The sequence below is a fragment of the Bifidobacterium sp. VU/mBH4 (B4) genome (assembly GCF_058199535.1).
Window position 1 is genome coordinate 119,220 of record NZ_JBVPQJ010000001.1, and the last position, 21,109, is coordinate 140,328.

Here is a 21,109-nt window from a genome sequence, read left to right on the forward strand (position 1 = left end):
CTGTGACGCGCCGTGTTGCGGGTTTGCCGAAACCGTGTATAGTATCTACTTGGCTCTTGAAAGTGCCCTGCCCCTATAGCTCAGTTGGCTAGAGCAGCTGACTCTTAATCAGCGTGTCCGGGGTTCGAGCCCCCGTGGGGGCACAGAGTCAAAACCCTGCAGCCGCAAAGGCTGCGGGGCTTTTTAATGTCCGATGGATCCGTGCGAGAGTCGAATTGGTCGGACATTTGTGTGACAAGAGTCCTCGCCAAAGAAAGCTCTGGCGCAACATTCCGTGCCTGCTTGGCATGGAAGCCGCAAAAACAGCGTTCGTGCATTCCTGACCGGCAGAAAAGCATGCGAATCTTGTGCTTACGAATCAAGCGGACAGATGTATGAGCAGGCGGGAGCTGCTTCAAAAACTGCCGAGAGCGCGAAATCCGTCTGGGACATGGATAACCGTGCGTGGTTCTCAATGCGCCATGATCAGCAGCGGCTGGAATAGAATATGCATGCCGGTTTAAGTGCAGTCGTGTTGATGGTGACACGCGGTTGGGGCTGGCGCTTTATCGGATTTCACTGAATCACTTGAATCAACGGAGATCATAAGCGCTTCTCGGCCTAGTGCCATCACCTGTTTTTATTGAATGATGCTCATGCCTTGGCCCTTATATGACCGGTTGGGGAAAGGGGTGCCACGGCGGCATCAAGAGAGGGGTGAAGGATTGAATGGAATATTCGCTCATGACCAAGTTGGCCGCTGAATGTGTCGGCACCGCCATATTGATGATCTTCGGGAACGGCGCGGTCGCCGACGTGGATCTGGAGGGCACCAAGGGCCGCCATTCCGGCTGGCTCACTATTGCCATGGGGTATGGCTTCGGAGTCATGTTTCCCGTGCTCATGTTTGGCGGGGTATCCGGAGCCCACATCAACCCGGCCATGACTCTGGGACAAGCCGTCATCGGCATCTTTCCCTGGAGCCAGGTTCTGCCATATATTCTGGCGCAGTTGGTCGGGGCGGCCTTGGGCCAGTTGGTGGTCTATGCCTGCTACTTCCCGCACTACCGCATGACCAAAGACCCTTCGCCGATCTTGGGCACCTTCTGCACCACTGACGCCTCGGGCTCGTTGGTCAACTACTTCATCAATGAGTTCTTTGGCACGCTGGTGTTGGTCCTGGGAGCCCTCTGCTGTCTGCAGGGCCCTTGGGGGTCTAAGTGGTTGGCTGCCGCCTCCATTGTTGTCGGCTTGATCGTCTGGGGGCTGGTCACCTCTCTGGGCGGTCCAACCGGCCCCGGTTTGAACCCCGCACGTGATCTGGTGCCGCGCTTCCTTCATTGGATTCTGCCCGTGCCCAACAAGGGAGATTCGCGCTGGAGGGAGGCTTGGATCCCAGTGGCGGCGCCCATCATCGGTGCCATCGTCGGAGCCGTGATTTTCAAGGTCCTCTTCGCCGCCTGATCAACGGCAGCCAAGGTCCCGGGCTCCTTCTCGGAGGCCCGGGAACCGGCGTCTGAACACGCAAGCATAGACATCATATTGTCATGTTGTTATAATGTTTGCGGAATTCGAGGTTGAAGATTCCGTGGGGAGGCATCCACCCTCCCGCGAACGTTCGCTACGAAGCGGATGGACTTCATTGTATGCGAGGAGGCAAATTGCTGGACGAGTATTTCCCGGAAGGCACCGTCATGTACAGGGACGGCGTGGCCGATTGGGAGGAAGCAGTGGATGTGGTCACCGCTCCGCTGGTTGACTTGGGAAGGATCAAGCCCTCTTATGTGGAGGCCATCAAGGCTTCGATACGCAAACCAGGCGGCACCTACATTGATCTGGGTCAAGGCATCGCCATGGCCCACGCTAGGCCGGAGGCAGGCGTTGTGACCACTTCCCTGTCGGTGCTGAAGGTCGGTAGGCCCTTTTTGCTGGCCGATTCACAGGATCACCCGATCAGCACGTTCTTCTGCCTGGCCGCGCAGGACTCGAACAGCCATTTGAGCCTGATGCAATCGTTGGCGACCTTCCTGAGTGACGGCACTAATCAGGAACGGCTGGGCAAGGCCGCGAACGTTGAGGAATTGAGGACGATCCTCAAGGAAGAAAGGTAATCAATATGAAGATTCTGACGGTTTGCAGCACTGGACTGGGGTCGAGCTTCATCACCCAGCTCAACATTGACAAGGCCTTGAAAGAGCTTGGTGTGACCGGTGTCGAGACCGACCATAGCGATTTGGGCTCGGTCAACAAGGGCGATGCCGATCTTATTTTTGTCGGGCGTGATATCGCTGATGCTGCCAAGGATCTGGGAGACGTGGTTGTCCTGAACAGCCTGATCGATATGAATGAGATCAAAGAAAAGCTGGCCGAGGCCCTGAAGCGCCATGGCATGGATGTTCCTCAAGGAGGGCAGACGGCATGAACGGTGCATTAAAGGTCCTTTTGGACATTTTCCGACAGCCTGCCGTCATTGTCGCGCTGATCTCCCTGATCGGTCTGGCCCTGCAGCGCAAGTCTGCTACGGACGTCATGAAGGGGACTGTGAGGACGTTCGTAGGCTTTCTGGTTCTGACCGCAGGCGCAGGTGTGGTGACTAATGCCTTGACTCCGTTCGGGGATATGTTCCAGCATGCCTTCCATGTTCAGGGCGTCGTCCCTAACAACGAGGCCATTGTCGGCACGGTCCTGGTCAAATACGGCTCTATCGCTGCTCTGATCTTCTTCTTCGGGATGATTGTCAACATCCTGCTTTCAGCTACTTCATATTTCAAATATGTGTATTTGTCGGGCCACGTAGCCTTCTATATGGCCACGATGATAACCGTCATTTTCGTCACAGCCGGATTCCCCACCTGGCAGACTTTGCTCTGGGGATCTATCGCCCAGGGGCTGGTCGTGACCCTTTCCCCTGCAATTGTGCAGCCCTTCATGAAAAAAGTCACTGGCACCGATGATGTGGCCCTGGGACACACCGGCGGCTCGGGCATCGCTCTGGGCGGTCTGGTGGCCACGCTCACCCGCAGCAAGAAGCATCCCTCCAAATCGACTGAGGAGATCAACTTCCCCAAGAATCTGGGCTTCCTGCGCGATACCACGGTCATCGTAGCCCTGTCTATGGCCGTGATCTATGTTGTTGTGGCGCTCTTCGCAGGTTCTGCTTATATTGAGAGCAAGCTCAGTGACGGGCAGAACTTCATCGTCTATGTGATCATTCAGGCAGCCACTTTCTCAGCCGGCGTCTATATCATCCTGGCGGGTGTTCGTGTGGTCTTGGGTGAGATCGTTCCAGCCTTCAAGGGCATCAGCGAGCACCTGGTCAAGAACGCCAAGCCTGCACTGGACGTTCCTGTCACCTTCACCTTTGCTCCCAACGCCGTTCTGATTGGGTTCCTGTCCAGCTTCGTCGGCGGCATCGTAGGCATGGCCATCTTGGCTTTGGCCGGTACGACCGTCATCATCCCCGGCGTCGTGTCTCACTTCATGACCGGCGGCGCCACAGGCGTGATCGGCAACGGCGCAGGCGGGCGACGTGGAGCCGTTCTCGGTTCCTTCGTCAACGGACTGGCCATCACCTTCCTGCCCTACCTGCTCTTGCCGGTGCTAGGCTCCTTGGGCAAGGGAGCCGCCACGTATTCTGGTCCTGATTTCGGCGTTGCTGGTCTTTTCCTGGGGTATCTCGATAAGGCAGGCGGGCAGATTGCCATGATTGTGGGAATCATTGTCGTGCTGATCCTGGTCTATGTGGTTTCCTACTTCATGAACAAGCGTAAGAAGGCCAAGGCAGCTGCCTGAGGACGAAACCTGATCCTGTCTGAAGTAGGCAGAGATGAACAAGAAGGGCCATGGTGCTCGATGGGCTTTCCACAATCGAAACCATGGCCCTTCCGCCGCAGCCGGATTTTTCATCCTGGTCTGCAACAGTGTACAAACGCGAAACTTGTACTATATCGTGGAAGATGACAATCCTTGGTTGGCGCGTATGGCGGGATTGCAATTCATGAATGCAATGAAGTCGGGTGGGGGGTCGGTTCTGCAATGGTAGATGGAATTCCCAAGTATGTGTCCGTGCGAGACCATTTGCGCGGGAGCATCAAACGGATGAAGGATGGAGCGCAGCTGCCTACTGAGTCCGAACTCTGCGCACGGTACAAGGTCAGTCGCATCACGGTTCGCCATGCCATCGAAGATCTGATTCGTGAGGGGCTGATCGTTCGCAGCCAGGGCAAGGGGACCTTCAAGCTGAAGTCGCCCACTTCTTCCCGCGAGGTAATCAACGGCCGCATCAGAGGTTTCTGGCGCCAGCAGCATGACCTGGGCAGAACGGTCAAGACCCGAGTGCTGGGCAACAGGATTGTCAAGAAAGCCGATATTGCATCAAAGCTGGGTCTGGAGGCTGAAGCGGACCTAATCGAGCTGGAGCGGCTGCGCTATGTCAATGGCAACCTACAGCAATATGTCTGCACCTACCTGCCGGATGCACAGTTTCCGGAGATACTTGAGCATGATTTCTCCGACGGATCCCTCTATGACTTCATAGAAGGACGATACGACGTCAGGCTCGCCAGGAACGAGGTCGTGGTTCGCATCGAGAATGTCGATTCGCGGATAGCCGGGTACTTTCATGTGGACAAGGGTCGGCCCGTGCTGGCTATGGACTCCACCGTCTTCGACGGATTCGGCTCGGTGGTGGCATTCGGCGTGGCTCTTCAACCGCCGGCATATTCCGAAATAGAGTTCGTCATCAACAGCGTGCCGGACTCCAGGTAATATTCCCTGCTCAGGAAGGTCGTAGTGGCCTCTGGCGATGACTGTGCATGTTGCCCGTCCCTTGGACGGTCCTTCAGGGTGGTGTTCGGACATTGCGGTCTAGTTCCTGTGGCAGGTGTGCGCCTGAATGAAATCCCCTGTCTGTGTGTCATGCTTGTCGTGCTTGAATGGTTCGTCCTGCCATGGATATGATTGACCATATATGCCCGATTCCTCGCAAAGAGTGCATCGGAGATGGGAAGGCAGGTACGACCATGGGGCGTCTTCAAGGCAGGAAAGAGCGCGAGCCGTTTGTGCTTGAGCATGCCAGTATCGCGACCGGCGATGAACAAGGCACGGTCCAGAAGGATATGTCTGTTCTGGTGTCCGCGGACGGCCGGATAGAACAGGTCTGCCCGACCCCGCTGGCCTATGTGCCTTCCGGATATCACCGGATCAACGCTACGGGCAAGTTTGTGGCACCTGGACTCATCAATGCCCATACTCATCTCTTTGCCGACGGCAAGCCCCTGTCCGGTGGTACTGACCTGTCGCCGCGCGTGGTCGATGCTGCTTTGAAAGTGGTGCACAGCCCCGCCGGCAGAGTGCTTATGGATGCCAGGATCAAGGGCAACGTCTCCACGCTGTTGAACTCGGGCGTGACGACCATTCGTACCTTGGGCGATGTGGGCTATGAGGCGGTTCGTCTGCGCGACAAGATTGATGCAGACGAGCTGACCGGCCCGCGCATGCTGGCTGCGGGTCCGCTCCTGGCAATCCCTGGAGGTCACGGCGATCCCTTCATCGCTCTGTCCTGCTCCTCTCCCGAAGAGGCCAGGCGTCGGACCAGGGAGAACCTGGACCATGGGGTCAATGCCATCAAGGTTGCTGCGACCGGCGGCGTGACCGATGCCACCAAGCTTGGCGAGGCCGGTAGCCCGCAGATGACCGAGGAGGAAATGGCCGCTGTCTGCGATGAGGCCCATGAGTTTGGTGTGCTCGTCGCAGCACACGCTCAGAGCCCCGAGGGGGTCAAGGCCGCTCTCAAGGCGGGCGTGGATACCATCGAGCACGGCAGCGCTCTGGATGACGAGATGATTGGGCTCTTCCTTGACAATCCGCGCTCGCTTCGTGGCTTCTCGGCCTTGGACCCCACCCTGTCCGCCGGGCTGCCTCTGGTCAAGATCAGCCAGCAGGAGCTGGGGATCAGCGATATAGTACGCGGCAATTCCGAGCTGGTCGTCGACGGCATGGTCAAGAGCGCCAAGCAGGCTCATGAGAACGGCATTGCCGTCGGCGTTGGCACCGACACCGGCATGACCTTCGTGCCCCAGTACGGCACTTGGCGAGAGCTCGACTATCTGGTGCGGTACGCGGATTTCACTCCGGCACAGGCCTTCCACGCCGCCACCCAGGTCAATGCCCGAAACCTGGGCTTCGACAATGTCACTGGCTCGGTCGACACGGGCAAGGATGCGGATCTGATCGTCCTTGACGAGGACCCTGCCAAGAATGTGCGGACCCTGGCTGATCCCAAGCTGGTCATCGTTCGTGGCAAGCCGGTCTGGCGTCCTGAGGTCAAGCACTTCGAGGAGATCGACCGTCTGCTCGACAGCTTCTGACCATTTGCCTGGGGCCACTCAAAGGCATGCAATAGCTGATTTGCCTGATGATTCCCTGATGACCGGATGGTATGCAAGCATGTCGGTATGCACAAGGGAGAACCGAGAGTGGATCAGGGCGACCAAGCCAAGGTCGTAGGAAGGTTGGCTCCTTCGCCGACTGGGCGGATGCATCTGGGCAATATCTATGCATGTCTGGCGGCCTGGCTGGGTGTCAGGTCGCAAGGATCTGGCGGGGTACTGCGGCTTCGCATTGAAGACATAGATACGCCGAGGGTCGTCAAGGACGCTGACCGTTGGATCATGGATGACCTGGCCTGGCTGGGATTGGATTGGGACGGCGAGGTGGTCTACCAGTCCCAGCGCGCCGATGCTTACCATCAGGCATTGAAATTACTGGAGTCGTCGCAATTGATTGGCGGGCAGTCCCTGATTTACCCCTGCTTCTGCTCCCGTGCCGACATCCGCGCGGCATCGGCGCCGAATGAAGGCGACGGGTTCATTGTCTATCCGGGTACCTGCCGAGGACTTTCCCCCCAGGTGGTCAGTGAAAGGCTGGCTCAAGTGCAGCGGCACAGCCTCCGAATCGCAGTCCCTGATCAGCCCGACGAGTCGGATGCCATCTGTCGCTTCGACGATCTGATCTTTGGCCCGCAGTCCTTCAATTTGTCCAGGCAGGTCGGCGATGTGGTCGTCAGACGTTCGGACGGCTTGGTTTCCTACCAGCTGGCGGTGACGGTGGATGACCTGGCCATGGGGGTCAATCAGATTGTGCGAGGAAGGGACCTGCTCAGATCCACAGCCATCCAGATGTGGATCAGGTACCACCTGCAGCCGCAGGCTCCTCGTATTCAGTATGCCCATTTGCCGCTGATCGATGGCGTTGACGGCAGACGGATGTCCAAGCGCTTCGGATCGCCGGACCTGGGGTCGCTGAGAAGGGACGGCTGGTCGGCCAGGCAGGTGCTGGGGGTCTGCGGCTGGCTCCTGGGACTTTTGGAACGGCCCAGACCTGCCAGTGCGCGGGAACTGCTGGATGGTTTCACGTGGAACACACTGGCTGCCGATCGCAAGGACCGGCAGCTTGACCTGAGCAAGCTGAACGTTTCTGACCTAAAGCCGAGTCTGTAGGTTTTCGATCCCGGCTCATCAGTCTTTCCGGTATGAGCCACTGGCTACCATGGCCTCAGTCAAGGCTTCCGGATTTTTAAGGAGGTAGCGGGTCATGGTCGCCTATATGGACCACAAGGATCTGGGCAATCGGCAGATTAGCCGGGAACGGGCGGTGCAGATCACGGATGGGGTCAAGCGTGTGGCTGACAGGATCGCCAAAGCGGAGGACTCCGCCGGCCGAAAAGAAGGCTCGGTGACTCTGCTGGCGGCCACCAAGACCCGCGATGTGGGCGAGATCATGGCAGCCATTGATGCCGGGGTGCGTCGGATCGGCGAGAACCGTCCTCAGGAGGTCACCGCCAAGGCCCAGGGATTGCTGGAGCTCTGTCGGGACAAGGGACTGGCCCTTGGCACCGAGGTTGCAGATAACGATAACGATTCATCCAGCGTGGGCTTCCATCTGATCGGGCAGCTCCAATCAAACAAGATCAATAAGATCCTGCCGTATGTCGACACGGTCGAGTCGGTCGACGGGCCCTCGCTGGCACGAAAGCTGGCCACCCGGGCATTGGCGGCGGGCAGAACTATGGGCATACTCCTTGAGGTCAACGAGTCCGGCGAGCAGGCCAAGTCGGGATGCGCCCCCGACCAGGCCCTGGATCTGGCCTATGAGCTGGCCGCTATGGAGGGAATCCGGCTCAAGGGCCTGATGACTGTCGGTGCACATGTGGACGACGAGGCCGTCATCAGGAGCGGATTCGCCCATCTGCGCGGTCTGCGCGACCGCATCAGGGATTCGGGGGAGCCGGGTACGGACACCTGCACCATGCTGTCCATGGGAATGACTGGAGACATGGAGTATGCGGTGGCTGAGGGGTCGACCGAGGTCCGTGTAGGCACGGCCATCTTTGGCCCGCGGGCTTTTATCTGACCAGCTACTGTCTGTTTCGGAACCCGATCCTGTCAAGAGGCTCCGCCTGGGGCTAGACTGTGCCCTATGAGAATCGCGCGTTTTTCCTACAAGGACACCCCACGGTACGCCTTTGTCCAAACTGACAAGCAGGACGGCAAGGACTACCTGGTCGAGCTGAGCGGCTACCCCCTGACCGGCCAGCAGGTCGAGCCCACCGGTAAGCGCTACCCCCTGGATGACGAGGATGTGCGGCTGCTGGCTCCGGTGATCCCCTCCAAGATCTACGGAGCAGCCAAGAACTACCGCGCTCATGCCGCCTACATGGCTGAGCATGGTCAGTCCTCGAACCCGGAGCCTCCGGAAAAGCTCATGCTCTTCATGAAGCCTTCCACCTCGGTCATCGGCCCTGACGACCCCATTGTCAAGCCTTCCTACAGCAAGGACATGAATTACGAGCCCGAGGTGGCCGTCGTCATGGGCAGGATGGCACGGAAGGTGAGCGTCAATGAGGCCATGGACTATGTGCTGGGCTACACATGCGTCAACGATGTGACCCTGCGCGACCTGCAGAAGAATGATCCTATGTGGACACGCTGTAAGGGCTTTGACACCGCCTGCCCCCTTGGGCCTTGGATCGAGACCGACCTGGACTATCGGGATGCGAAGATCTCCTTCAAGCTCAACGGGGAAGAGGTGCCCGAGGCCAGCGGCACCACCGCCAACCTGATCCACTCCATTCCTGAGCAGATTGCCTTCATCTCCAGCTTCGCCACCCTGCTGCCCGGCGACGTCATCATGACCGGTACCCCTAACGCCACAGGTTCGTTGAAAAACCGCGACGAGGCCACGGTCCAGGTGGAGGGAATCGGCTACCTGCGCAATGTGGTCATCGACGAGTAGCCAAAAACAGTAAAACACGCAAGGTAAAAACTTGAGTCGTTTAGGCTCAAGTTTGGGAATAGGTATCCTCATTTCGCTGTTGTAGAAGACAGATGAACCCGTGACGGGGCCCGGTCGAGTGATTCGGCTAGCCCCGCCGAAGAATGTTGGAGGATGCTCTATGAACGAAAACTTCACCACCATGGCTCAGCAGGCCATCGGCGATGCTATCCAGTCGGCTTCGGCGGCTGGCAACCCCCAGGTGGATGTGCTCCATCTGTTGGATTCGCTGCTGCGTCAGCAGTCCGGGGTGGTGCCTGGACTGATCCAGGCGGCCGGTGGCGACAGCCAACGAGTCGGAGCCGAGGTCCGTCAGGCCCTGGTGGCTCTGCCGTCGGCCAGCGGATCCACGGCCTCCCAGCCCGATGCCAGCCGTCAGCTCAGTATGGCCCTGGCCCAGGCCGAGAAGGAAATGCAGGCCATGGGGGATGAGTACGTCTCCACCGAGCACCTGCTCATCGCCATAGCCCAGGGTCCCTCGCAGGCCGCCGATATTCTGAATCGGAACGGTCTGCAGGCCGATACCCTGCGCAAGGCCGTGCCCCAGGTGCGCGGCGGCGCCAAGGTGACCAGCCCGGATGCCGAGGGCACCTACAAGGCCCTGGAGAAGTACTCCACCGATCTGACTGCCCAGGCCAAGGAGGGCAAGCTGGACCCGGTCATCGGCAGGGATCAGGAGATTCGTCGTGTCATGCAGATCCTGTCCCGGCGGACCAAGAACAACCCGGTCCTCATCGGCGAGCCCGGTGTGGGCAAGACCGCTGTGGTCGAGGGTCTGGCCGAGCGCATCGTGGCCGGTGACGTACCTACCACCCTGCAGGGTAAGAGGCTGATTTCCCTTGATCTGAGTTCCATGGTGGCTGGCAGCAAGTACCGGGGCGAATTCGAGGAGCGCCTCAAGGCCGTCCTCAACGAGATCAAGAGCGCCAACGGTCAGGTCATCACCTTCATCGATGAGATCCACACCATCGTCGGGGCTGGTGCGGCCGAAGGATCCATGGACGCAGGCAACATGCTCAAGCCCATGCTGGCCAGGGGTGAACTGCGCCTGATCGGCGCCACCACCCTGGACGAGTACCGTGAGAACATCGAGAAGGACCCGGCTCTGGAGCGCCGCTTCCAGCAGGTCTTCGTGGGTGAGCCCTCCGTGGAGGACACCGTGGCCATCCTGCGTGGTCTCAAGCAGCGTTACGAGGCCCACCACAAGGTGACCATCGGGGATGATGCCCTGGTCGCGGCAGCTACGCTGTCCAACCGGTACATCTCTGGTCGTCAGCTGCCGGACAAGGCCATCGATCTCGTTGACGAGGCCGCTGCCCACTTGCGGATGGAGCTGGATTCCCAACCTGAGGAGATTGACGAGCTTCAACGCCGCGTCACCCGTCTGGAGATGGAGGAGATGCAGCTGAAGAAGGCCGATGACCCGGCCTCCAAGGACCGCCTGAGCAAGCTGCAGGCTGAACTGGCGGACTCCCGTGAGAAGCTGGGTGGTCTCAAGGCCCGTTGGGAGAACGAGAAGGCCGGTCATAACAAGGTCGGCGACCTGCGCGCCCAGCTGGATGCCAAGAGGGTCGAGGCCGACAAGGCCACCCGCGAGGGTGATCTGGAGAAGGCCTCCCGCATCCTCTACGGGGAGATCCCTGGCATTCGCAAGCAGCTGGCCCAGGCGGAGAACGCCGCCGAGCAGGCCAAGAATACCGCCAATGATGCTGGTCCCGATGGGGCTGACATCGCCGGGGGGCCGGCCCAGGAGCCCATGGTTCCCGACCACGTTGATGCGGATTCCGTGGCGGAGATCGTCTCTGACTGGACCGGCATCCCTGTGGGACGGCTCATGGAGGGCGAGAACGAGAAGCTCCTGCATATGGAGGACTACCTGGGCAAGCGGGTGGTCGGCCAGCAGGAGGCCATTCATGCAGTATCCGACGCGGTCCGGCGCTCGCGTGCCGGCATCGCCGACCCTGACAGGCCTACCGGATCCTTCATGTTCCTGGGCCCCACTGGAGTAGGCAAGACAGAGCTGGCCAAGGCCCTGGCCGACTTCCTCTTCGACGACGAGAAGGCCATGGTCCGCATCGATATGTCAGAGTACATGGAGAAGGCCTCGGTCTCTCGTCTGATCGGCGCTGCCCCCGGCTACGTGGGCTATGAGGAGGGCGGCCAGCTGACCGAGGCCGTACGTCGGCGGCCCTACTCGGTGGTCCTCTTCGACGAGGTGGAGAAGGCCAACCCCGAGGTCTTCGACCTGCTCCTGCAGGTTCTGGACGACGGCAGGCTGACCGATGGCCAGGGCAGGACGGTGGACTTCAAGAACACCATCCTGATCATGACCTCCAACCTGGGCTCGCAGTTCCTGGTCCGGGACGACCTGGACGAGGAGGGCAAGCGCAAGGCGGTCATGGATGCCGTGCACGCCAACTTCAAGCCTGAGTTCATCAACCGGCTGGACGATCTGGTCATCTTCCATCCGCTGACCCGCGACGAGCTGGGTTCCATTGTGAACATCCAGGTCAAGCAGGTGGCCCAGCGGCTGACCGACCGGCGCATCACCCTTGATGTCACCGACTCTGCTAGGGAGTGGCTGGCCAACATGGGCTACGACCCGGCCTTCGGCGCTCGTCCCTTGCGTCGGCTGGTGCAGACTGAGGTGGGCGATCAGCTGGCCAGGATGCTGCTGGCTGGCAAGGTCCACGACGGCGACACGGTTCTGGTGGACCAGACCGGTGGCGACCACCTGGAGCTGACTGCCTGGCCCACCGAGAATCTGGTGGACGACTCGGTCACGGTCGACGATGTGACGGCTGATGGCGATGCCGATGCTGATGCCGGCGATGGCGGACGCGATGGTGGCCGTGGCCGTCATGCCGCTCGTGGCGACGATCAGGATCAGGCCCAGTCTCACTGAGATCAATTAGGGTCGGCACCCGGGATTATCCCCGGTGCCGACCCTTTTGGTATATCGCCTAGTGTGCTCTATGGATTCAGTCCATGGCGGCCGCCGGATCCTGGCCCTCTTGCATGGATTCCCACTGGCTGTCGACGATGACCTGGGGGCGCCGTGCTGCGACCGTCGGAAGTTGGTCCGTGTCGATCAGGGCGAGGTGCAGCCAGCGGCGGCGCAGGTGCCGCAGCCGGTGTAGACGACGAACGTTGAGCATGGCCAGAATGGTGGACAGGGCCCCTGTCACTGCCGCGATCATGGGGTTGAGCATCCAACCAAGGAAAGGTTGGCAAATTCCGGTGGCAACGACCAGGGCGATGATGTTGTAGACAGTGGACCAGGTCAGGTTCTGCCTGATGACCTGGGTTGTGGCCCGGCTCAGTTCTATGGCCCTGCCGGTTCCGTCCAGATCGCCCTGGTGCAGGATGAGATCCGGTTGCATCGGGTCTGTACCGTCCGCATCTGCCTGAAGCTGGGGACCCAGAGCGATGCTTACTCGGGCCTTGTCTGTCAGCTCATGATCAGCGCTTGTCGCAGCTGCCAAAGCCACTAGTCTGGTTCGGCCCTGTTCCCGGGTGGAGGTGGCGTTTTGTCCAGTCCGATCCGCCGGTCCGCCCCTGCTGGTCCGGGTCAGGTCGTGGTTGAGCCTATCCATGCACTCGCGTTTGCGCTCGGGGGTCAACTGGGTGATCAACATATCCACGCCTGCCTGACGGGCTGCACGCTCGATCCTGTCGTCCGGCTGGCGGCTCCCGTCCAGGATCAGGCTGCTTACCCGCAGGGCGCGTAGATGGGTGGCGGTTCGGGTCAGGGATTCCGTATGCACTCCTTGGCCCTCCGAGTCATCGGGATCCAGCAGAGAGGAGTCGTCCAGAATCAGGGTCCGCACCCGGCCCAGGCGGTTCATGGCTCGTGGCGAGGTGAAGAGCAGGCCGTGGGCCAGGCCCGTCTCCAGGCTGGTTCGGAAGGCCATGGGGATGGTCATGGCTGCGACGGCAGGGCAGGCGATGGTCAGTACGCAGACGGCATTGCCTACAGCGTGGGCCAGGTGGGGCTGCGGACCCAGCATGAGCCAGAGCATGAAGGCCCAGACTGCCAGGATCATGATCATGGCGATGGCTGTGTGGACGATCCGATCCATCCTGCGCATGTCCGAGGATCGCTCGACCAGGGCCTGGGGGATGATCTTCGCGAGTCTGGCTGCGTAGGTGTTGTCGCCGACGGCATCAACGCGGATGGACAGTCGGCCCTCCAGAATCTTGCTGGAGGCCAGGATCCGGTCGCCGGGTCCGCATGGCCGGGGTCTGTCACCGCCTGTCAGCTCGCTGTCGTCCACCAGGGCCGACCCTGATTCCACAACTCCGTCAGCAGCGGGCCGCTCACCTGTGCGTACCAGGAGCAGATCGCCTGGGCGGATCCGGTCACGTGCAAGGATCTGGGCGGGGACGGATTGCGGATGCTCAGGATCGGCTACCAGGCCTGAGGCTGGCCGTATCTCCGTCAGGTGGTTCAAGGAGGCCACCAGGGAGGCTTCCATTCTGGTGCCGATGACCCGAGCCAGCAAGAGAAGGGTGATGACCACGCCGATCAGATCGAAGTAGGGGGATCGGGAGCCCTCCGGCAGCTGGGATCCGGCCAGGCAGGTGATCAGGCTATACAGGTAGGCCAGGCTTGTGGCCAGCATGGCCAGGAGGTCGGGGCTGCAGCGGTGCTCGGTCATGGCCTTCCAGCCGTCCGTGAGTATTCCACGGCCGCAGTAGAAGAAGACTGGGGTTATCAGAATAGCCTGCACCCAGGGGCTGGTCAGCCAAGAGGGTAGCAAATCGGGGCCGAAACGATCGAACAGATCCAGAACCAGGACGGGCGCGGTGAGCAGGGCGCTGACGATGGTCGGCCTGATCAGACGATGACCGCGGGAGTCCAGATCGGCCCCCCACCTGCCCCAATCCTCGGGATCGCGCCAAGCACGGTTGGCTGGGGAGCCCGTGCCTGCATCCTGGCCATGGACATGAGCCGACGGCATAAGGAAGTACCAGATGATCAGCCAGGTGACCGCACAGGCCACGACCAGATCGGCTATCGCCAGGAAGATATCGATACCCACGGATCTCCTTCGGTCTTGCTCCAACCCCTTGATATTTCCTATTTTGCCCGTCGTCGGGGCCTGGCACTGGTTTCAAGGCCGATTCCTTGCGGAAAAAACGAATTTTCGAACTACCGTCGACAGCCTGCCGGGCCGGCACGGCCTTGGGGTCCAGCGTTGGGGGTTTACTAGAACATATGTTCGATTCTACGTCATCAGTGGTCATGGTGGTGCTTCTCCTGCTGATCGGTATGGTCCTGGGGGGGTTGGCCGGGTATGCGCTGGGTCGTACCCAGGGCCGCAGGGCCGTCGGCATGGGGTCTGATAGCCAGGTGGATGAGCTGCGCTCGCAGCTGGATCAAGCCCAGGACCGGCTCCATGGATCCGAGGCGGCCTTGGTGGAGGCGCGGACCAAGGTGGATGGCCTGAACCGCGAGCTCTCCTTTGTCAAATCCCAGCTAGCCCAGGCCCAGCAGGCCGAGCAGATCAGAATCGAGCAGGAGCGTCGCCGTGCCCAGGCTCAGGAGGAGGAGAAACGGCGCAGGCAGGCTCAGAATCTGGAGGAGGAGAGCAAGGTGCTCTCGGCCTTGGCTCCGGTACAGAAGAACCTGGATGCCCTCCAGCACAAGGTGGCCCAAATCGAGGAGGGCCGCAAACAGGAGATGGGCTCCCTGGGACAGCAGCTGAAGAGTCTGGGTGAGCAGCAGGGGAGACTGGACAAGGAGACCAGCTCTCTGGCTTCGGCCCTGCGCAACAACAAGGTGCGTGGCGCTTGGGGCGAGGCTCAGCTCAGGAATATCGTCGAGTCGGCGGGGCTCTTGGAACATGTGGATTTCGACACCCAGGTAGTGGTCACCGCCTCGGATGGACGTGTCCTGCGTCCTGACATGGTGGTTCACCTGCCTGGCGGCAAGACCATCCCCATTGATGCTAAGGCCCCCTATTCCGACTACCAGCGGGCCTGCGAGATCCCCGACACCGCTTCGGATGACGAGCTGCACCGCCGGGACGAACTGCTCAAGGCGCATGCCCGGGCCCTGCGCGAGCATGTCAAGGCCCTGGCCGACAAGGAGTACTGGAACGCCTTCGAAACGGCCCCGGACTTCGTGGTGGCCTTCATCCCCAACGACTCCCTTCTGCAGGCCGCCCTGGAGGTGGACCCCACCCTGATGGACGATGCCTTTGCGCAGAAGGTGGCCCTGACCTCGCCGGTGACCCTCTGGGCTGTGCTCAAGTCGGTGGCCTACGCCTGGCAGCAGCAGAACCTGTCCGAGGACGCCCGCACCCTCTTCACGCTCACCCACGAGCTCTATGACCGCTTTGTGGTTCTGGGCGATCGGGCCAACAAACTGGGGCGCTCCATCACTGCCACGGTGACTGCCTACAACAAGTTCGCCTCCTCCTTGGAGTCGCGGGTTCTGGTCACCGCCCGCAAGCTGCAGCAGATGGATCCTGCCAAGGTCATCGATTCGGTCGATATGATCGATTCGGACAAGGGCAACATCAGAGAGCTGACGGCTCCGGAGGTTCTTTCCGACCAAGGGCAGTGAGTATCGCTTAGGGGCCTCCGGCGCTAATCTGATAAGCATGAACGAGGCAACGAAGAGACAAGAGGGTTCATCCTTCAGGCCCACTGGGTCGCCGGATCTGATTGGGCGCGAATCCGGAACAAACCTGCCTGAGCCTGTCGACCAGCTCCGTGCGCTCCTTGCCCAGGAGATCGGCGGGCGTCCCTTCACCGAGCTCAGCGGGGTCACCTTTCACCACCGCGGGGCCGAACTGGCCGGGCATGTTCTTCTGGACACCCTGGAAGATGCAGGATATTCGGTCGACGACTTCGATGCGGTCGGGGCGCTTACCGCTGCTGCTGTGCCACTGGCTGATGCCATGCTTCATGCAGCGGCCTCGCGCGGGCAGGATTTGGACGCCTTCGTCATGGACTTCGTCTACCCCTCCATCAAAGGCCCGTCCATCGAGGGCAGGCGTGTCATCCTGCTGGATGCTTGGCTGGGCAGAAAATCCTACGTGCAGACTTCATCCCTGGTCACCTTGGGCAAGAACAACGAGCTCAATCTTGACTGCGGGATCATCCAGCGCCAGGGCGCGAAGACGCTGGCCATCGCTTCGCTGGTGGGCGGCCGGACAGGCGGCAGCATTCAGGTGGTCGATCCGGTGGACGGATCCCGGCAACGGCTGCCTTTCATCTGTGCCTACCAGGAGGATCAATTCGTCGGTGCGGCCGACGATTCCCCGGAGCGATCATGAGGGAGCCTGATCCAGTGACCCAAGCGGCCATGGCCTCAGATGAGCCGGTCTTCCGGCAGGTGGGGGTCGGCCCCTGGCAGGAAGAGCATCCTGAGCAGCCCATGCCGACGGACCCGCGCTATGACCGCGCATTGCTGGATCAGGGGGATCGCCGCAACGTCCTGGACCGATACCGCTACTGGAAGGTCGAGGCCATCCGGGATGACCTGGATCGCCGGGGTCGTCATGAGTTTGAGGTGGCTGTGGAGAACTGGACCCACGACTTCAATATCGGCTCCATGGTCCGCACAGCCAATGCCTTCGCCGCCAGCCGCGTCCATATCGTCGGACCTCACAAATGGAACCGCAAGGGCTCGCTGATGACCGAGCTCTACCAGCACGTGGTCCACGACCCCGACATAGCGACCATGGCGACCGCCCTGCGAGAAGAAACAGCCAGGCAGGGGGAGTCCATGCCCCGTATGATTGCCATCGACAACGTCCCCGGGGCCGTACCCATGGAGACCTACCGCTTTCCCCGTCGCTGCCTGCTTATGTTCGGCGCTGAGGGGCCAGGGCTGTCCGAGAAGGCCTTGGAGTTGGCGGACGATGTAGTTTACATCTCCCAGTTCGGATCGGTGCGCTCCATCAACGCCGGGGCTGCGGCTGCCGTAGCCATGCACTCCTGGATCTGTCAGCATGCGGAGGTGGCAGGTCCATGATCGTCATCGACTCGCTGACCAAGCGCTACGGCTCCCACAAGGTACTGAACCGTGTCTCCTTCACGGCCAGGGACGGTCGGGTGACTGGGCTTGTGGGGCCCAAAGGTGCTGGTAAGTCGACTGCTCTGCGCATCGCTCTGGGGCTGGTTCGCCCTGATGCAGGCAGGGCCCTGTTCGATGGCCATCCCTTCGTCCGGCTCTCATCGCCCATGCGGACGGCGGGGGCAGTATTGAATCCAAGCGAGGCCCATTCTGCCTGCAAGGCCAGGGACCACCTGTTGGCCTTGGCCGCGGTCAACAGCATTGATCACCGTCGGGTGGACCAGGTACTGGAGATGGTCGGCCTGCAATCGGTCGCCGACAGGCCGATGGGCTCCCTTTCTCTGGGGATGAGTCAGCGGCTGGCCCTGGCTGCAGCCCTTCTGGGCGACCCCCACAATCTGGTTCTGGATTCGGAGGGAACCGAGCGGATGAGGGGCATCTGGCGCAGTCTTGCCTCACAGGACCGGGCAGTCCTCCTAAGCTCCCGTAAGATTGACGAGGTAGCTCAAATCGCTGACGATCTGGTCATCATCGCCAAAGGACGGATCCTAGAGAGAACGACCGTGGCCCAGTTCATCGGCGAGCACTCCCGTGACTCCATTTATGCGGTGACGCCACAGCCTGACCAATTAAAGGCCGCCCTGGCCACGGCTGCCGGAATCAGCATCACCCGTCTGCCCCCGGACAAGCACTGTCCTCCCGATGCCGCCCGCTTCCGCATCCAGGGTGCGCCCCTGGCTTCCACAGCCTCGATTCTTGCCCAGGAGGGTGTGGTGCTCTACGAGTTTCAGCAGGAGAAAGTTTCCCTGGAACAGGCCTACAAGGGCGTCATTCACGGCGAAAGGGATGCGCGGTCATGAGTGCCGACAACGGTCGCCGAGCCCGTCAGAGTCGCCGGGAGGTAGCCGCAGAACCTGATTACGCAACTCCACGGCATGGTTCCGCCTTTACCCGGTTGCGTCGGACCTCGGGGCTGTCCTTCCTGGATTCGCGTCGTCCATCCGGTCAGCTGACTCTTTCCGGGGCGATCCGAGGGGAGCTGCGCAAGATGCTGTCCCTGCGCTCGACATGGGCCCTGCTGCTGATCGTCATGCTGCTGCAGCCGTTGAGCACCGGCCTGATGGCTTGTGCGACCCGGATCTTGGCTGGCCTGGACCGGCAGATCGATGACTTCCCAGCCCACCTCGCGTCTGCCTCCGGTGACGTTTTCTGGCTGGCCGTTGCTTCCGGCCTGTTTCCGGCCATGATCGTGGCGGGCATTCTGGGGGTTCTGGTCCTTACACGCGAGTTTTCTGGCGACACCATTGAGAGCACGCTGATGGCCAACCCTCGTCGAGGCATGGTCCTGATGGCCAAGGGTCTTGCCTTGACATTGCTGACTTGGTTGGCGGCACAGGTGGGCCTGCTGATCAGCTGGATCCTGGCAACCCTGCTTCTGCCAGGCAAATCCGGCGCCTTGCCCGCCTACCAGCCTGGGCTTGCGCTGATTGATCTGCTGGGCGGCCCGCTCCTGCTGGTCCTTTTTGCCTTGATGGGCCTGGGTCTGGGAGCCTTGAGTCGATCCAAGGCCGGCGGGATCGGCTTGTTCTTGGGGCTGACTGTGGTCCTGCCGCTGATTCTGTACCTTCTGCGGGGTTTAATCCCTCATGCCGGCTGGCTGCAGACCCTCTTCAGGCTGACCCCCGCCAGTCTGCTGGGCACCTTCCTCTCAGGTCTGGGCTGGGCGCCAGAAGCAGGCATCGGATGGTGGCCGACCTGGTGGCAGGCGGGCCTGATTCTGACGGTCTGGACAGCCCTGTGCTGTGCTCTGGGAACCCTGGTCTTCCGGCGTGCAGACATCGTTTGACCCTGTCTTCTGCGTGTCATAGAGCACCCATATGATAAGTGGTATGCCAACTTTTACACGTGAAGAGATCAAGCACTTGGGCGATCTGGCCCGAATCGCCTTGACGGATCAGGAGGCCGACCGCCTCAAGGGCGAGCTCAATGTGATCGCCGATTCCATCACCAAGGTCCAGGAGGTGGCCGGCGATGATGTGCCGCCCACTGCCAATCCCATTCCTCTGGAAGCCTACCTGCGCCCCGATGAGGCTGAAGAGCCGCTGACCCAGGAGGCTGCCCTTTCGGGGGCCCCGGTCACCGAGTCGGGCATGTTTGTGGCCCCGCGCATTCTGGGTGAGGAGTGAGACGATGAGCGCACAGGAAGAATTGGTCAAGCATTCCGCCTCCGATATGGCCGCGCAGCTGCGATCTGGGCAGGTCTCCAGCCGTGAACTGGTTCAGGCCCATCTGGATGTGATCGAGGCCGCCGAACCCAGCATTGATGCATTCCTGCAGGTCAGCGCCGATCAGGCCCTGGAGCAGGCCGACGCCTTCGATCAGCGTCTGGCTCATGAAGGCGCCGAGGGGCTGCCGGAACTGGCCGGCGTGCCCATTGCCATCAAGGACATGATCGTCACCGAGGGCATCCCCACTACGGCCGCATCCAAGATCCTTGAGGGATGGGTGCCGCCTTACGATGCCACCGTCATCAAGAAGCTCAAGGCTGCAGGGATGCCCATTCTGGGCAAGACCAACTTGGACGAGTTCGCTCAGGGATCCTCCACTGAACACTCAGCCTTCAAAACCACACACAACCCCTGGGACACCGAGCGGGTTCCAGGCGGTTCAGGCGGCGGCTCGGCCTCGGCTGTCGGTGCCTTTGAGGCTCCGCTGGCCTTGGGCACCGACACCGGTGGATCCATTCGCCAGCCCGGATCCCTGACCGGCACCGTAGGCGTCAAACCCACCTACGGCGGCGTCTCCAGGTTCGGGGCCATCGCCATGGCCTCTTCCCTGGATCAGATTGGCCCGGTTTCCCGGTCAGTGCTGGATGCGGCCCTGCTGCAGGAGGTCATCGGCGGCTATGACCGCCGGGACTCCACCTCCATTCCCAAGCCGGTTCCCCCTCTGGCCCAGGCCGCTCGTCAGGGCCAGAAGCGCGATCTGAAGGGCCTCAAGGTGGGTCTGGTCAAGGAGCTGGGCGGCGAGGGCTACCAGCCCGGCGTCGAGGCCCGCTTCAATGAGGCCGTTTCGTTGCTAGAGTCCATGGGTGCCGAGGTTGTCCAGGTCTCCTGCCCGCACTTCCCCTACGCGCTGGCCGCCTACTACATCATCATGCCCTCCGAGGTCTCCTCCAACCTGGCCCGTTACGACGGCATGCGCTACGGCCTGCGTGTCATGCCCCCCGAGGGCGTCCCCCAGACGGCTGCCAACATGATGGCTGCCACCCGTGAAGCCGGGTTCGGCGACGAGGTCAAGCGCAGGATCATCCTGGGCATCTATGCCCTGTCCGCCGGCTACTACGACGCTTGGTACGGTTCGGCCCAGAAGGTCCGCACCCTGGTCATCCGCGACTTTGAGAAAGCCTTCGAACAGGCCGATGTCCTGGTCTCGCCCACGTCGCCGACCACGGCCTTCCGCTTTGGCGAGAAGATGGACGACCCGTTGGCCATGTATCTGAACGACGTGGCCACCATCCCGGCCAACCTGGCTGGCACTCCAGCCATGTCGATTCCTGCCGGGCTCAGCGACGACGGATTGCCTGTCGGCTTCCAGTTCTTCGCCCCCCAGATGCGCGACGAGGTCATGTACCGGCCTGCCGCCGCTCTTGAGGCAGCCCTGGAGGAGCAGTGGGGCGGGCCCATCTCCAAGAAGCTGTCCACCCCCTGGCTGGATGGCCTGGCTCAGGATTCGACCAAGTAGGCATCGGAAGGAAACGGAATC

General features: G+C 61.1%; 18 protein-coding genes and 1 tRNA gene. 18 read left to right on the top strand and 1 reads right to left on the bottom strand.

The window, feature by feature from the left end; genetic code table 11:
• Positions 1-69 precede the first annotated feature (69 nt).
• The 11 genes from AC0AII_RS00480 to clpB all read left to right on the top strand — a co-directional run bounded on the left by AC0AII_RS00480 (position 70) and on the right by clpB (position 12,217).
• Positions 70-143: transfer RNA gene (locus AC0AII_RS00480), tRNA-Lys, on the top strand.
• Between the two features lie 565 nt (positions 144-708).
• A complete protein-coding gene (locus AC0AII_RS00485) occupies positions 709-1,443 on the top strand; it encodes an MIP/aquaporin family protein (protein ID WP_490445728.1) in 735 nt (244 codons plus the stop codon).
• Positions 1,444-1,625: 182 nt separating this feature from the next.
• On the top strand, positions 1,626-2,090 hold the full coding sequence (locus tag AC0AII_RS00490; protein ID WP_101432954.1) for a PTS sugar transporter subunit IIA: 465 nt from the start codon (positions 1,626-1,628) through the stop codon (positions 2,088-2,090).
• 5 nt (positions 2,091-2,095) lie between these two features.
• Positions 2,096-2,401, top strand: a complete 306-nt coding sequence (locus AC0AII_RS00495) for a PTS sugar transporter subunit IIB (protein WP_198199565.1) — start codon at positions 2,096-2,098, stop codon at positions 2,399-2,401.
• Positions 2,398-3,771 carry a PTS ascorbate transporter subunit IIC gene (ulaA, locus tag AC0AII_RS00500; RefSeq protein ID WP_490445729.1) on the top strand — a complete coding sequence of 458 codons (1,374 nt, stop codon included), beginning with the start codon at positions 2,398-2,400 and terminating at the stop codon, positions 3,769-3,771. The genes AC0AII_RS00495 and ulaA overlap by 4 nt, the downstream gene beginning before the upstream one ends.
• 243 nt (positions 3,772-4,014) lie before the next feature.
• Positions 4,015-4,746, top strand: coding sequence for a GntR family transcriptional regulator (locus AC0AII_RS00505; protein WP_490445730.1), 732 nt, complete (start codon positions 4,015-4,017; stop codon positions 4,744-4,746).
• Between the two features lie 254 nt (positions 4,747-5,000).
• Complete coding sequence (locus AC0AII_RS00510; RefSeq protein WP_490445731.1) at positions 5,001-6,347, top strand: metal-dependent hydrolase family protein; 1,347 nt, start codon at positions 5,001-5,003, stop codon at positions 6,345-6,347.
• Positions 6,348-6,434: 87 nt separating this feature from the next.
• Complete coding sequence (gene gluQRS / locus AC0AII_RS00515; RefSeq protein WP_490445732.1) at positions 6,435-7,478, top strand: tRNA glutamyl-Q(34) synthetase GluQRS; 1,044 nt, start codon at positions 6,435-6,437, stop codon at positions 7,476-7,478.
• A 94-nt stretch (positions 7,479-7,572) separates the two neighbouring features.
• Positions 7,573-8,391: a YggS family pyridoxal phosphate-dependent enzyme gene (locus AC0AII_RS00520; RefSeq protein ID WP_490445733.1), complete on the top strand. Its 819-nt coding sequence runs from the start codon at positions 7,573-7,575 to the stop codon at positions 8,389-8,391.
• 66 nt (positions 8,392-8,457) lie between these two features.
• A complete protein-coding gene (locus AC0AII_RS00525; RefSeq protein WP_490445734.1) occupies positions 8,458-9,273 on the top strand; it encodes a fumarylacetoacetate hydrolase family protein in 816 nt (271 codons plus the stop codon).
• A gap of 160 nt (positions 9,274-9,433) precedes the next feature.
• Positions 9,434-12,217, top strand: coding sequence for an ATP-dependent chaperone ClpB (clpB, locus tag AC0AII_RS00530; protein WP_490445735.1), 2,784 nt, complete (start codon positions 9,434-9,436; stop codon positions 12,215-12,217).
• Positions 12,218-12,293: 76 nt separating this feature from the next.
• Here the strand turns inward: clpB and AC0AII_RS00535 are convergent, their stop codons facing one another.
• A complete protein-coding gene (locus tag AC0AII_RS00535; RefSeq protein ID WP_490445736.1) occupies positions 12,294-14,357 on the bottom strand; it encodes a P-type ATPase actuator domain-containing protein in 2,064 nt (687 codons plus the stop codon).
• 176 nt (positions 14,358-14,533) lie between these two features.
• On the opposite strand from AC0AII_RS00535, the gene AC0AII_RS00540 reads away from it, so the two are divergent.
• Genes AC0AII_RS00540 through gatA form a run of 7 tightly spaced genes read left to right on the top strand, consistent with a single transcriptional unit; the run spans position 14,534 to position 21,088 of the window.
• Entirely contained in the window at positions 14,534-15,886 is a 1,353-nt protein-coding gene (locus AC0AII_RS00540) for a DNA recombination protein RmuC (RefSeq protein ID WP_198199579.1), read from the top strand.
• Between the two features lie 37 nt (positions 15,887-15,923).
• A complete protein-coding gene (locus tag AC0AII_RS00545; protein ID WP_232349472.1) occupies positions 15,924-16,601 on the top strand; it encodes a type I phosphoribosyltransferase in 678 nt (225 codons plus the stop codon).
• Positions 16,598-17,302, top strand: coding sequence for a TrmH family RNA methyltransferase (locus AC0AII_RS00550; protein WP_490445737.1), 705 nt, complete (start codon positions 16,598-16,600; stop codon positions 17,300-17,302). The genes AC0AII_RS00545 and AC0AII_RS00550 overlap by 4 nt, the downstream gene beginning before the upstream one ends.
• Positions 17,299-18,204 (top strand): ATP-binding cassette domain-containing protein, encoded by a 906-nt coding sequence (locus AC0AII_RS00555; protein ID WP_490445738.1) that lies wholly within the window; start codon positions 17,299-17,301, stop codon positions 18,202-18,204. The genes AC0AII_RS00550 and AC0AII_RS00555 overlap by 4 nt, the downstream gene beginning before the upstream one ends.
• Entirely contained in the window at positions 18,201-19,190 is a 990-nt protein-coding gene (locus AC0AII_RS00560; protein WP_490445739.1) for an ABC transporter permease subunit, read from the top strand. The genes AC0AII_RS00555 and AC0AII_RS00560 overlap by 4 nt, the downstream gene beginning before the upstream one ends.
• Before the next feature lie 43 nt (positions 19,191-19,233).
• Complete coding sequence (gene gatC / locus AC0AII_RS00565) at positions 19,234-19,530, top strand: Asp-tRNA(Asn)/Glu-tRNA(Gln) amidotransferase subunit GatC (RefSeq protein ID WP_015022515.1); 297 nt, start codon at positions 19,234-19,236, stop codon at positions 19,528-19,530.
• A 4-nt stretch (positions 19,531-19,534) separates the two neighbouring features.
• On the top strand, positions 19,535-21,088 hold the full coding sequence (gene gatA / locus AC0AII_RS00570) for an Asp-tRNA(Asn)/Glu-tRNA(Gln) amidotransferase subunit GatA (RefSeq protein WP_144084954.1): 1,554 nt from the start codon (positions 19,535-19,537) through the stop codon (positions 21,086-21,088).
• The last annotated feature ends 21 nt before the right edge of the window (positions 21,089-21,109 follow it).

What these genes read in the sequence shown, in the direction of transcription:
- AC0AII_RS00545 (WP_232349472.1), top strand. Translation starts at nt 15,924, where the DNA reads ATGAACGAGGCAACGAAGAGACAAGAGGGTTCATCCTTCAGGCCCACT.
- AC0AII_RS00555 (WP_490445738.1), top strand. Translation starts at nt 17,299, where the DNA reads ATGATCGTCATCGACTCGCTGACCAAGCGCTACGGCTCCCACAAGGTA.
- AC0AII_RS00560 (WP_490445739.1), top strand. Translation starts at nt 18,201, where the DNA reads ATGAGTGCCGACAACGGTCGCCGAGCCCGTCAGAGTCGCCGGGAGGTA.
- gluQRS (WP_490445732.1), top strand. Translation starts at nt 6,435, where the DNA reads ATGCACAAGGGAGAACCGAGAGTGGATCAGGGCGACCAAGCCAAGGTC.
- gatA (WP_144084954.1), top strand. Translation starts at nt 19,535, where the DNA reads ATGAGCGCACAGGAAGAATTGGTCAAGCATTCCGCCTCCGATATGGCC.
- AC0AII_RS00485 (WP_490445728.1), top strand. Translation starts at nt 709, where the DNA reads ATGGAATATTCGCTCATGACCAAGTTGGCCGCTGAATGTGTCGGCACC.
- ulaA (WP_490445729.1), top strand. Translation starts at nt 2,398, where the DNA reads ATGAACGGTGCATTAAAGGTCCTTTTGGACATTTTCCGACAGCCTGCC.
- AC0AII_RS00525 (WP_490445734.1), top strand. Translation starts at nt 8,458, where the DNA reads ATGAGAATCGCGCGTTTTTCCTACAAGGACACCCCACGGTACGCCTTT.
- AC0AII_RS00505 (WP_490445730.1), top strand. Translation starts at nt 4,015, where the DNA reads ATGGTAGATGGAATTCCCAAGTATGTGTCCGTGCGAGACCATTTGCGC.
- gatC (WP_015022515.1), top strand. Translation starts at nt 19,234, where the DNA reads ATGCCAACTTTTACACGTGAAGAGATCAAGCACTTGGGCGATCTGGCC.
- clpB (WP_490445735.1), top strand. Translation starts at nt 9,434, where the DNA reads ATGAACGAAAACTTCACCACCATGGCTCAGCAGGCCATCGGCGATGCT.
- AC0AII_RS00550 (WP_490445737.1), top strand. Translation starts at nt 16,598, where the DNA reads ATGAGGGAGCCTGATCCAGTGACCCAAGCGGCCATGGCCTCAGATGAG.
- AC0AII_RS00520 (WP_490445733.1), top strand. Translation starts at nt 7,573, where the DNA reads ATGGTCGCCTATATGGACCACAAGGATCTGGGCAATCGGCAGATTAGC.
- AC0AII_RS00495 (WP_198199565.1), top strand. Translation starts at nt 2,096, where the DNA reads ATGAAGATTCTGACGGTTTGCAGCACTGGACTGGGGTCGAGCTTCATC.
- AC0AII_RS00490 (WP_101432954.1), top strand. Translation starts at nt 1,626, where the DNA reads ATGCGAGGAGGCAAATTGCTGGACGAGTATTTCCCGGAAGGCACCGTC.
- AC0AII_RS00510 (WP_490445731.1), top strand. Translation starts at nt 5,001, where the DNA reads ATGGGGCGTCTTCAAGGCAGGAAAGAGCGCGAGCCGTTTGTGCTTGAG.
- AC0AII_RS00540 (WP_198199579.1), top strand. Translation starts at nt 14,534, where the DNA reads ATGTTCGATTCTACGTCATCAGTGGTCATGGTGGTGCTTCTCCTGCTG.